12 protein-coding genes are annotated in these 12,543 nt (G+C 44.0%); 3 read left to right on the plus strand and 9 right to left on the minus strand.

Annotated features, from left to right (window positions below; genetic code table 11):
- Window positions 1-218 precede the first annotated feature (218 nt).
- The 3 genes from F6J90_RS32205 (at window position 219) to F6J90_RS32215 (ending at window position 1,969) form a co-directional block, all read left to right on the plus strand.
- Entirely contained in the window at window positions 219-902 is a 684-nt protein-coding gene (locus tag F6J90_RS32205) for a hypothetical protein (RefSeq protein ID WP_293103375.1), read from the plus strand.
- A gap of 433 nt (window positions 903-1,335) precedes the next feature.
- The gene (locus F6J90_RS32210; RefSeq protein ID WP_293103378.1) at window positions 1,336-1,482 is read left to right on the plus strand and encodes a hypothetical protein; all 147 of its coding nucleotides are present in this window, start codon (window positions 1,336-1,338) and stop codon (window positions 1,480-1,482) included.
- 145 nt (window positions 1,483-1,627) lie between these two features.
- Window positions 1,628-1,969: a hypothetical protein gene (locus tag F6J90_RS32215; RefSeq protein WP_293103381.1), complete on the plus strand. Its 342-nt coding sequence runs from the start codon at window positions 1,628-1,630 to the stop codon at window positions 1,967-1,969.
- 195 nt (window positions 1,970-2,164) lie between these two features.
- Here the strand turns inward: F6J90_RS32215 and F6J90_RS32220 are convergent, their stop codons facing one another.
- The 9 genes from F6J90_RS32220 to F6J90_RS32260 form a co-directional block, all read right to left on the minus strand.
- Complete coding sequence (locus tag F6J90_RS32220; RefSeq protein ID WP_293103384.1) at window positions 2,165-3,313, minus strand: glycosyltransferase; 1,149 nt, start codon at window positions 3,311-3,313, stop codon at window positions 2,165-2,167.
- 177 nt (window positions 3,314-3,490) lie between these two features.
- Window positions 3,491-4,606 carry a glycosyltransferase family 4 protein gene (locus F6J90_RS32225; RefSeq protein ID WP_293105248.1) on the minus strand — a complete coding sequence of 372 codons (1,116 nt, stop codon included), beginning with the start codon at window positions 4,604-4,606 and terminating at the stop codon, window positions 3,491-3,493.
- A gap of 46 nt (window positions 4,607-4,652) precedes the next feature.
- A complete protein-coding gene (locus F6J90_RS32230; RefSeq protein WP_293103387.1) occupies window positions 4,653-4,793 on the minus strand; it encodes a hypothetical protein in 141 nt (46 codons plus the stop codon).
- Between the two features lie 22 nt (window positions 4,794-4,815).
- Window positions 4,816-7,008, minus strand: coding sequence for a hypothetical protein (locus F6J90_RS32235; RefSeq protein ID WP_293103389.1), 2,193 nt, complete (start codon window positions 7,006-7,008; stop codon window positions 4,816-4,818).
- A 74-nt stretch (window positions 7,009-7,082) separates the two neighbouring features.
- Complete coding sequence (locus F6J90_RS32240) at window positions 7,083-8,147, minus strand: glycosyltransferase family 4 protein (RefSeq protein WP_293103392.1); 1,065 nt, start codon at window positions 8,145-8,147, stop codon at window positions 7,083-7,085.
- A gap of 110 nt (window positions 8,148-8,257) precedes the next feature.
- Window positions 8,258-9,727 (minus strand): O-antigen ligase domain-containing protein, encoded by a 1,470-nt coding sequence (locus F6J90_RS32245; protein ID WP_293103394.1) that lies wholly within the window; start codon window positions 9,725-9,727, stop codon window positions 8,258-8,260.
- The gene (locus F6J90_RS32250) at window positions 9,727-9,852 is read right to left on the minus strand and encodes a hypothetical protein (RefSeq protein ID WP_293103397.1); all 126 of its coding nucleotides are present in this window, start codon (window positions 9,850-9,852) and stop codon (window positions 9,727-9,729) included. Before F6J90_RS32250 ends, F6J90_RS32245 begins: the two co-directional genes overlap by 1 nt.
- 254 nt (window positions 9,853-10,106) lie before the next feature.
- Window positions 10,107-11,039, minus strand: coding sequence for a glycosyltransferase (locus tag F6J90_RS32255; RefSeq protein ID WP_293103399.1), 933 nt, complete (start codon window positions 11,037-11,039; stop codon window positions 10,107-10,109).
- A 405-nt stretch (window positions 11,040-11,444) separates the two neighbouring features.
- A complete protein-coding gene (locus F6J90_RS32260) occupies window positions 11,445-12,470 on the minus strand; it encodes a glycosyltransferase family 2 protein (RefSeq protein WP_293103401.1) in 1,026 nt (341 codons plus the stop codon).
- Window positions 12,471-12,543 lie beyond the last annotated feature (73 nt).

The raw sequence follows: 12,543 nt of genomic DNA on the forward strand, positions 1-12,543 counted from the left end.
ATCTCAGCTATCTATCTCAGCTATCTATCTTAGCTATCTATCTCAGCTATCTATCTCAGCTATCTATCTCAGCATCTATCTTAGCTGTATATCTCAGCTATCTATCTCAACTAGAAGAAGCTGCTGGCTAGTTTGCAATTAGTCAATAGCATTTATTCAGGGTTGCCAACACCTTTACAAAGGGTGTTAAATCTACTACTACTTCTAAAATTAATTGTATGACAGTTCTAGATTATTATAGTAAACTTGACTCTAGAAAGCAATGGCTGCACATCACTAAACAATGGATCCAAGGGATTCTAGGAAGAAAAATAGAACAGTACTATACCCCTGTAGTGATCCGACAGCTGCCAGGAAAAGGCTGTAAGTTGTTGCTTCTGGAAAGAAACACACCGGGAGCTGTCAGCACATGGCGATTTAACTGTGAGCTGCTCCAAAGACAATACTTGCTAATTACTCTAGATAACCTAGCGGATTTAGATAGATATCTCCAGAGAAGCAATCGCCAAAGAAAACCAGGTAACACGAAAAGAGAAATTGTTAATTTACCGATTAGGAATGTCTCTCATCGCATCGGTATTAGCCTAATTGACCCCTTAAAAAAACAAGAGTGGATTGGGGTATGGGATTTAAACCTAATCGACGATTGGTCAACTTATCACGCAGAAGATTATAAGGCAGAGCAACTTGTATTATACCTCGGTCGTCGCCTGATTAGTTCCTATGAGTTTATGCCCGACTTTTTTGAGCAACAGATTACCGAAAAGCAATGGTGGCAACAGCGTATTATGACTTTGTGCAAAGCAGATTTTACCAAAGATCACGATGTTAATATTACACCACTGTCAGGAACAAAACACAGGACGTCAAACTTAATTGAGTTCAGAAGAAAAGTAGGATGAGCTGATACCTACTTCACTAGGTTAATCTAGTTAACTGCCACGGCTCTAAGTAACTGATTTATTGCTGACGGTTAACGGTTGAGGGTTGAGGGTTGACTGTTAACCCTCAACAGCCAGAAAGATGGTAACGGTACTTAAACAAGTATTTAGCTAAAAATAAGGTATAATATATAATATACATAGCTTTCACGTCGTGATAGTGAAGGGCTCACTCCCATGAAAGAAACCACCTGTGCAGCCATGGCACCCTGTTTTAATAAATGGTGCAGTAAATTTGACGATTTATTGAGGAACAAATCCCAGAAAAGAGAGTAAGGAAACTACATAGGGGGATTATTGGGAGAAAGTGAGGGAAAAAATGTATCTAGGATGGCAACAGACTCATTAGAAGTAACTTACCACAGATTACATCACTGTCTTGATGCAGTCGCTCATGGGGGAAACCACGGCAGTTGCTCATGGCGCATGGGTCTGTGTGCGGAACCTGCGTCCGCACCGCTGTTTGCCCCGTGGAAACCACCGAGAGTGTTATCGTGACGGAGATAAAGTTCGTAAAAGAACCATAGCGTTCCCTGTCTAAATTACAAGATGAAGTCATAGAAAATCTACGTATTGTCCTAAAAGGAGGAGTAGCTGTTGAGAATTATGGTGAAGCTTTCCAAATTATACGTAGTCTTCCTCACGGTCATGTGGCTGCCGTTTTGGGAACTATAAATAAACTAAAATTGCCAGAATTAATTGAGGCAAAGTCTTCCCGAAAGCGCTCTATCATCCTGGCGATGATAGTGGCAAGGATCCTAGAGCCGCGCTCCAAATTGGCAACAGCTAGGGGACTAAATAAAGAGACTTGTTTTTCGTCATTGAGTAAGTTGTTAGGACTAGAATATGCCTCGGAAGATGAATTATACGAGGCTCTAGATTGGCTATTGGCTCGACAAGAGAGCCTTGAGAATAAATTGGCCAAAAAGCATCTATCAGAGGGAAGCTTAGTACTCTATGATGTCAGTTCTACTTACTTTGAAGGCAAGAGTTGTCCCCTGGCGAACTATGGCTATAGTCCAGGGTAAGCGCAAGAAAAATTGAGCCAAAATGTGATGTAGGGCAAGGATTAAGACAATATTAAGCCTTGATGCTCATCACTATTGATTTTTTTGATCAATATTTTTTCAAAAAATACCGCCTTATTGATTCTTGCCCTTACCCTGGCGTTTATAGCGTTTTCAAATAAGATGTGAAACTAGGATTGATGCTATAGCGTTGCGCTATACCTTGTTCAGAGCTTGCTCAAAGGTCATCAACAGGGATTCCAGGGAAAAAGTAGACTTAGCATGGATATAACCCCGCTCGGCTAGCATATATGCAGCAATTGGATCACTGAGCAATTCACCAATGACCTTAGCCAGTGCTGCTGAATCTCCTGGCGGTACCAAGTGACCAGTCACGCCATCCTGAATCAACTCCACTGCACCACCAGCAGCAGCAGCAACTACGGGTCGTTTTGCCAACTGACCCTCGACAATCACCCGACCAAAGGGTTCCGGTTCAGTAGAGGTATGGAGTACAATATTGCAAGCAGACATCAATGCTGGCACATCATTGCGAAATCCCAGCATGTGAACACGGCCAGCAAGTTCTGGTGCCGCAGCCATGGCTTCTAGCCGTGAGGCGTATTCTTCTTCACCAAATAGGGCTTTACCAACCAACAGGGCGTGTACATTGGGGAGTTCCTGTAAGGCTTCTAGTAAAATATGCTGACCTTTCCAGTAAGATAGCCGACTGAATACACCAACAACTGGAGCATCACCAATGCCAAGCTGGTCACGGATTTGAGCGGATTGATCCGATGCCAGATTATCGAAGGGGTCTGAAGCAATACCGTTGTAAACCAGTGTTACTAGGTCTTCGCGTCCCCCAGCAGCGATAAAGGCTTCACCAGTAGCACGAGAATTGACCAATACTTGAGATACTCGACGATTAGCTAGGAAAACGGCTATGGCACGATTGACCGAGCTAAAGTGTTGTGCGGTCACAATATCTCGCAGGTGCCAAACCACGGTCGGACCGCCCATCAATGTTGCGATCGCAGCAGCAATGAACGCTTTTTGGGAGTTGGCGTGTACTAGGTCAAACTTCCGTCCAGCTGCTGCTATTTGACGAGCCATCCACCACAGGGCAGGTAATGCCTTAACAGCACTGAGTCCCCCTGAAGTCCTTACGGCTAAGATGGATTGGGGTGCAGGTATGACCTTGACCTTCACCTGTGCAGCTTCCAGCCGTTCCCGGAACGGACCATCGGCAAACAGTAGTACTTCGCTGGTGTCCCGGTAGGCAGTGGCCAGATCCAGCAGGCTCAACTCAGCTCCGCCCAAAACGGCGGCATGATCGACAAAAAGGACTCGACGGCGCGTCATAAGAGCGAGTAGTGCACAAAAGGGTGTTTAAAAATTGCAAACAAATTCCCATTATACCCTCATGGGGGATATCCCCATGACCACACTACCTCACTCCATCGCTATTGCCTATTGCCTATTGCCTATTGCCTTAAAAGGATAAGCAATATCGCTGACTCGTTCACCAGAATTGCTATATTAATCCATGGCAGCTTGATAAACCGATTTAATTCGTTGAGCAATCACCGGCCAAGTATAGTGCTCATGAACATAAGCTTCACAAGCCTCAGAGCTAGGGAGTTGACGCTTACCAGAAAATACCTCGATCATGCCCTGAGCAAGTTGATCAACTGAAGTCCCCTCAAACAATAAGTCTTCCGAGAAAGGCTGTAAAATCTCTGGAATACTATCTACAGGTGTTCCTAGAACTGGCGTTCCATTTACCAAGGACTCAATAACAATTAGACCAAAGCCTTCCCATGCCACGGTTGGCACAACTGAGAAAGTGGCAGCACGGTAAGCTAGGGCTAAATCTTGGTCTGAGACAAAACCCAACAAGCGCACATGGTCAGTCAGTCCTAATGCTTCAATCTGTGCTTGCAAGGTTGGCATCAGTGTGCCTTTACCCGCTATCAGTAGTAGCACGTCTGGATAGCGCTTACGCACTTGATCCACTGCTGCAATTAAATTTTCTAAGCCCATGCGTTTAGCTAACCGTCGCACAGCTAAGATAATTGGTCGATCTTGAGGCCAGCCTAGTTTTGACCGTGCCTCCTCGGGTGTAATGGTGGTGTCGAAACGCTCCGTATCAACCCCCGGAGGAATGATGTGAATGCGCTCTAGTGGGATATGATACTCTTGGTGCAAGGTGTTACGGAAAGCCTCAGAAAGTACGATAAACTTAGCTATCCGTCCGTAAGTCACCCGCTCTAGCATCCATTTTAACCGAGTCGCAACGGTATTGCTGCCTTCTACATGCCCTTCTAATGCCCAAGGCCCTTGGAAGTGCATCACCATTGGGCGACTGTCTAATTGATCGAGGATTGGAAAGGTATATAAAGCGAAGTGGGACACTACTAGGGGGTAGTCTTCCTCCTTCAGCACTCGATGCATCGTCTGTCGGATACCGCTCCAGCGTTGCCAGAGAGGGGATTCATGGCTAGCAAAGGCTTGGACTTGACCACCGGAGTTTTCAGATACAGCGGTTGAGCCTGCCACTAAGCCACGCATCTCTACACCAGCTTGGGGTAAGTAACGAGTGCAATCGTAATAAACTCGGTTGAGTCCTCCTGCTTGTTCAGGGAACCAACCCATACCGATTTGAAGTGTTTTCACAGTACTAGAGCCTCGATAGTGTTTGTTATAGCAAAGGGAGTAGGGAGTAGGGAGTAGGGAGTAGGGAGTAGGGAGTAGGGAGTAGGGAGTAGGGAGTAGGGAGTAGGGATGCATCGCTTCTGCCTTCTGCCTTCTGCCTTCTGCCTTCTGCCTTGTTGTTGTACAATTGAAATGCACAACAGCTTAGCTTAGGGGTCCATCTTTATGCGGTACATTAAAGCTTTAGCGTAAAAATCCTCTTCAGCAAATAGCAAGTATTCTCCATTTTTTCTTCGCACTACTCTTAAGGCCATCGGGACATCTAGCCAACCTGTGGTTGATTTGACTTCTGGGCCGGGATTTATTTTGCCAATCTCTTGACCTGTGCGAAAATCATAAACTCGCACTTTAGCATATCGATTCGGATCTTTTTCATAACTATTATCGACATAGCCGACAAATAAATAGTCTCCCGAAATAGCCATACTTTTCGGTAAATCTGGTCTGACTCCTTTCGATTTTTGATTGTAAGCTATGACCACTTCACCGGCTTTTTGTGGCGCTTTACTCCAATTGATATATTTAACAGCTCTGTTACCAATCAATCCCCAATCCCCCCTTTTGTCAAAGGTCGGAGAATATCCAGCAATGTACATGGTATCGGTTTTCGGATGATACTCAAGTCGTTGAATAATTTTAAACTCCTTTGGCATTTCAAAGGATTGTTGATTGTTAATATCGTAAATCGGGCTGCCGTAGGAATCAAACCGTTTAAGGGATAGTTTTTTAATCCCGTTTGTTGATGTACCTATCCAGATATTACCGTCATCATCAGGCCAAAATGCCCAACCCCGATAATTTTGTCCTTGATTATATTCACCTTGTTCAGCCTGCTCCTCTTGTCCATTACCGTTTTTATCTTGCCAATAGCGATAATCCAATTGAGTTCCCCAAAATGAGGCAGTGGGAATAGCCACTTCCCCATCAGTTTCCGGATTAAACCGATAAACATGGATACCAGCTGACTCAGTATACATACTATTGGTAAACATCAACTTCCGACCCTTCACCCGGCGAATCATAGCACCAGCATTATGCTTGATAGTCTTCTTAATCCGATTATCATTAGGATACTTAAAGGGATTAACGGTATGGGCGACATGAGTCCATTCTTGACCTGATGATTTACTGTAATCTAGTTTAAACTGTTGATTTTTGGTATGAACAACAGTTTCATCCGCTGGATCAATATCAGGAATATCAATAAATAAGAGACCTTGCAATTTCCAATTGAGAGTCCCATCCAGTTTGTAGCTATCCAGGGTTAATCCACCTGCTTCCCAAGCGTAAATCCGACTGGGATCACTGGCGACATAAATATTATTCTCCTGATCGACTCCAATCCCAGTAATTGAATTAAAATGTAAGGGTCTGATTTTTCCAATTTCCTGAGGACTTCCGCTGTAGATTCCTCCTTTAACACCAAAGGTTCCATCAGGAGTTGGATTTCCACTGCTGTCTAGATTTTTAAAGATTTTAATCTGGTTATCAGGTCCACCATCTCCTACTAATAGGCGATTTTGATTATCCACAACAATAGCTGTAGGGATGCGAACCGAATCAATTTTACCTTGGACTTGACCCGTTTCTGAATTTAACTTAAGGATCTTATTTGTCTTGTTCTGGATAACCCACAATGAGCCAGTTTTATCTAATGCTAATTTACCCGGTTGATTCACTGACCATTCTTTAACCGGTTTCATGGTCTGGGCATCATAAACTTTGATTTTATTGTTAGGGGTATCACTAACATATAAGCGACTATTATCTGCTGCGATTCCCCGAATCAAACCTTGATTAGTATTGATAATCAACATACTTTTATCATAGCCTTTACCCCCCTTAAATTTTGCTCCTTTATAATTACTTATGTTATAGCGACGAACACAATACCATTTATCATCAGAATTGGGATATCCTACGCCATAGCGACCCTTTTGTGTCATCGCCATGTAAATATAGTTATCATTCACTGCGATCGCAGTTCCCCCGGATCTTCCCCAGCCATGGGTAGCATCGAGTTGACCAAGAACATCACCATTTTTATAAACCCCCCCTTCTCTAGCAGCTTCATCCCAGGGAGCATTACCATAAACCGTACCATCGGGACTTACAGCCATCCCTAACATCGATAGCTGGACATGTTTTCCCTTGCCCGGAAGCTCACCTCCAGGACCATAGGTATTACCGATCCAAGAGGTAGTGTAAGTCAACCGTTGGCTTGGGTTGGATTCAGCAGTTATCGTGTCATTGTTGCTAATCACAGAATGGGCAATAATTACCAAAACAGCGATCACAGGAACAATCGCAGCATATTGCCATTCGGGGATACGTATTGACATAGTTTTTTCCCTGAACTCGAAACTATTTAAAAGACTGGAGTCTGCAACCTGGGGTAGCTAGCGGTCAAGCTTCCTTAGGAACACTTTAGAAGCTGATGATAAACAGCAGTAATCTTCTCCACCATAGTGGTGACGGTTAGTTCGTCAATGTTTTGCTGTGCTGCACGTCTTAATCTATTTTGTTCAGACGGACTAGACAGAAGCATCTCGATCTGATCTGCTAGTGCGATCGCATTTTTAGGAGGAACTAGCACTCCTGCCTTACCGTCATCTAGTGCTTCGGGAATACCATCCACGCTAGTAGCAACAATCGGGCAAGCCACCTGTCGTGCTTCCATCAAAACCAGACCGAAAGACTCACGGTGTGAAGCTAGGACAAAAACATCCGCTGCCATCATGTAAGCTTGGGGATTTTTATGAAAACCTTCGAAGTGAATACGATCAGCAACTGACGATGCCGCAGCTTGAGTTTCAAACATTTGACGGTCGGGACCATCTCCCACTAAGTACAAATGTGCCTTAGGACAACCCTTAGCGACCTGCTCAAAAGCGCTAATTAACTCAGTAATTCCCTTACGTCGGTTCATGCCAGCTACCGTGACAATAGCGGGATGTTCCAAAGCTTTAGGAGTGCAGGTTTCTATTGCAGGTAATCGGTGACTGCCTAGAGTACAATTCTTGATCACAGGCATTTTCCCCCTGGGAATACCCCACTTAGACATCGACGTTGCTACCGCATCACTCACGGAAATCACTCGTTCAGCCAATCCCATCACTACTGAGCTACGTTGGTGAACATTGTGAAGATGAGATACCAACCCATACTTTGCTGAACCCCGTAGGAAGCGAGCTAGAACTACTCCCGTCATCATGTGTCCATGGACAATATCTGGCTGAAATTCTGCGATTATCCCTCGATAACGCCCAGCAGCCTTGAGCAGATGCAACGGTTTTCGGGTCTGATCCAGTTCAAAGTGAGTGACGCCATAAGCCCTTAGCAATGTTTCATATCCGCCGCCAGCAGAGGCAATACCAACCTCATGACCCGCTTTCGCTTGCTCACAGGCAACGTCAATTGCTAGATTGACAATACCATTACCAGTTTCTTTAATATGGTTTAAGATATGGAGTATACGCATCAAAAATCTCCCACAAAGGAAAGCACCGCCATATTTGACCTATAAGTTAGTTAGGAATTGGTAGTTGAAACATCCGGCTGTTCCTTTCCATCTCCTACTTCTGTTATTCTTCAGTCAGTGCCATTGATCAGAAAATTTTCATAATTCTTATCTTTAGCAGTCTTCACTTCAGCAATACTTTCCATTTCCGAAGAAAGTTTATTTTGATGCTGGTGATACTTATGTGCTGCCATCGTTAGACCCAAAAATCCCCAAATATAACATCCCCCAACACCAAGCATGGCGCTACCAATCGGTAGCCCGATTAAATTACTCAAACCAATAGCACGAGCAGTACTCATGAAGGAATCACGGCGAATCTCAGGATATTGAAACACACTATATACCAGCAGGAGCAATCCACACATATATGGGAGAGTTCCAAACCAGCCTAATGTAAAAAACATATCTAAAATGCCACTGTCAATCACAACGCTTCGGAGTTCCCCTTGTTCGATAGTGAATGTATTTCCAATCCCATTACCTAAAGCCATAGAAAGAGCTTTGCCAAGACTCTCTTCATAGATTTGTTGTCTAACTTCCGCACTGTGATCATTTCCAAGGTCAGAAAATGTTGCCAAACGACTACCAATTACCTCCGAGAATGGCTCAATCGTGGTTAACGGCACGATACACATTGCCATGACCAAGATAGAAATAATGATGCGCATCTGGATTTTGGGTTTGAGTGAACTGGTTAGGGAAGCTAGTCCAAAGAACCAGCTCGCCCACATCGTCCGTGACAACGTTAGTAGAAAAGACAAGTAACCAGCTATGGAAGCAGGAATACGTAAAGGACTGTTATTATTAAATAACAACAGCAGACCCACCATCATGGTTGCGGCAAACGGCCCAGTGGAATTCATCGTGCTCCACAAACGAATACCAAACGGTTCGGGATTCCCCATCGAGAACATTCTGGCGTTGATCAGCCAAAATCGATCCCACTCCGGTGCAATCACATATTGCACTAAGCCATAGACTCCCATCACCAATACACCCCAGAGGAATGTGCGCTGAATGTTTTGGCGATAGCGAGGATAATCTCGCCAATTTATAAATAAGTAGAAACCTAAAAGAATCGGGGTTAACCAGTCGATCAGTCCTCGAATCGCGAAAATAGGAGTGCTTTTAATCAGACCAATGATAAAGCCATACAAAATACTGGTGAATCCTAAAATAAAAGGCAAACCCCCCTGTTTATAGGCTCTAGGAAGGTATTTTAAAAAGGTATCCACAGTAATCCATGTCACCACAGGCGCTACTAGCAATACTGGACTCGGATTAACCCAGTTACTGCGATAGTCAATTAAACGACGAACCAACGGCATTAGAAACCATAGCCACCACATAAAACCTAAGTAGAGGACAGGATACCGTCGATAGAGAAAAAGGCCCACGGCAAACCCTACCACAGGCAAAAGAATACGCAGAATGCTGCCAGCACCAGCAATAATCCCCAGTATTGTAATCACAACAAATAACAGGATAGCTGTCCAAGCAGGGGCTGGTTCTAGTTTGATAGGAATTCCTTTTGTCATTAGGTGTTAGGGATTAGATACACAGCAGTTCTCAATTGGGTGAGGTGAAAAGTCCTAGGTTTTAGGGAGTAGGGAGTAGGGAGTAGGGAGTAGGCAAAAGGCAAAAGGCAAAAGGCAAAAGGCAAGAGGTAAGAAATTATATAAGAATGTAAATGTAAAAAGCTGTAATATTTTTTTTAATTCATTTGTAAATGCTATATCTAATAGATTAGAGATTAGTTAGTAATTAGTATAGATTAGTTAGTATAGCGTTTATTAGTAAGCCTGAAGTACATTAAAATTTTATTTCTTGTTCCCTGTTCCCTGCTCCCTGCTCCCTGCTCCCTGCTCCCTAAAACCAAGAGATTATTCACCCCAAACCCTTCAACCGTCTCTTTTGCTAGCCTAAGCACTTTTTCCAGCTCAACCAACCCTGCCAACGTCCACGCAAAGAAGCAAGCCACTTTTGTCCTGCTAAAAGTCCTTCCTTGGGGAAAGACCGCAAACATTGCAGGAAACCGGGTTTAACTCGCGTTCCCACCAATGTTGACCAAACTATAAATATAATCCGTTGTAGAACAGGGAAGTAATCTAACAAAACTATAGTTTCATTATGTGCCGCATTAATCAGGGCAATATCGCTAAAAACTATATCTCGCTGATCCTCATCAAAACGCTGTGCTGGATAGTGGTCTACTGCTACCCCTGGGTCATAAATCAGCTTCCAACCTGCTTTTCTTAGGGCTAGACTAAACCCCAGATCATTATGGACTTGAGCTCCCGTGCCTCGCAGACGCTCATCAAAGCGCAAGCCCGATATAGCAATCCGTCGATAGCTCATGTTAGCTCCTTTCAGGACATCCACCTCCCGAGGTAAACCTACCCCCAGGTGATGATTACCAATCACCCGTCCATACCATTGCACTCGACCCACTCGTTCTCTAGCACCATTTTCCAGGTCGTTACCAACATGTACCCAATCCCGTCCACCGACACCCCCGATCCGGTGATCGGACAGAAAGTGAGTTTCAATATCAGCTAACCAATTACCACGGGGAGCAGCATCATCATCGGTAATGGCAATAATATCTCCCTGTGCTGCATCAAGAGCTGCGTTGAGAGCAGCTACTTGCCCGGGAATGCTTAATTTAACAGGACGCATGGGTAGGAGATCAGGGTTGAATGCTTCAAGAAACGCCCAAGTTTCAGCATCAGTATCCCGTACAATCACCAAGACCTCATCCGCTGGTCGAGTTTGCTTATCCAGGGCATCTAAACACCGTTCTAGGTCTTTTGGACGGCGATAGGTGGGGACTATAACAGTGATTCTCATTTCTTCTACGGTTGAGTTAGGTTGGAAAGTTGAAGGTTATTTGGTTGAAGGTTGAAGGTTAGACGGTTGTTCGCCTTTGGCGTTCCCGTAGGGTAGGTTAGACGCTTAAAGGTTGTTTGTCAGAATGCAGAATGGTGAATGAAGAATGGTGAATGAAGAATGAAGAATGAAGAATGAAGAATGCAGAATGGTGAATGAAGAATGGTGAATGAAGAATGAAGAATGAAGAATGAAGAATGAAGAATGAAGAATGAAGAATGAAGAATGCAGAATGCAGAATGAAGAATGCAGAATGAAGAATGAAGAATGCAGAATGAAGAATGCAGAATGAAGAATTCTCAATTCTCAATTCTCAATTCTCAATTCTCAATTCTCAATTCTCAATTCTCAATTCTCAACAGATTACTATCCTGCGGTTTGAGACCGTAAATAACTCTGTAGAGTACTTAACCAGCCTTTCACCATACCTTTCAAGCGTAATTCCATAGAAATTGTCCATTCAAAGACAGCACGAAAGCCCAATCTCGATAAGAACATGCGAAATCGCAAAGCTGGTGAATCTCCTAACTCTTTCAATAGAGCAATCAGCTCGGCGCGTTCTACCTCATTGAACAGTGGACGATAACAGTATGCTGTGTGTCTTAAGGCCAGTTTACGACGCTGCTGCTCAATCACCTTTGTATCCCAACCCCGTCGCTTAAAACCAGGCAAAATACTGTCTTCAAAAACCCGAATACATCCTTTTAATTCCATATTTTTTCGCTTAGGACGTAGATTTTTAGCATCAGTCCAAACGCGATAACGGGCTAATATCTCATTGGCATAAACGTTCCCATAACCCGCATCTGCCATTCTGACCCACATGTTATAGTCCTCTACAAAATTGGGACTATCTTCATAAAACCTAACTGCTGGCAACGCTTCAGCCCGAAACATAACGATATTCGCAGCTACTTTTACCCCAAAAACTGCGGCTCGTAGTGATTCGTCTGCGCTCTGAAACTCGTGCTGTCTTCCAATACGTCGCACAGCTCGATTGTTACTGCGTTCATCAATTTCCTGCACAGCACTATGGATATAACCCGCCTCTGGATGCTTCTGTAGTAGGGGTAGTAACGTTTCTACATAGTTGGGTAACAGGGCATCATCTGAATCCAAACGAACAATAAATTCAGTGTTTGGCTGTTTCAAAACCCAATTGTTGTTAGCCGCTACACCTAGGTTTTTAGGGTGCCGATAGTACCGTACTTGAGGAAACTGCTGGCATAGTTGTGCCATAACCTCAGGGGTTTCATCAGTGCTAGCGTCGTCTGACACCCAAACTTCCACATTGGGATAGGTTTGACGGCAGGCGCTGCCCACTGACTCCCATAAGTACTGGGATTGATTATAGGTAGGTATGCAAATAGCAACTGGTTTCATGTCCTGCATCAGGAGTAGTTCCTTTATACGAAAGTTATGTTAAAATCAAATAACCGTCAGAACTGTTTAATTTTCGTTCGTC

Source organism: Moorena sp. SIOASIH (assembly GCF_010671925.1).
Taxonomy (GTDB): domain Bacteria; phylum Cyanobacteriota; class Cyanobacteriia; order Cyanobacteriales; family Coleofasciculaceae; genus Moorena.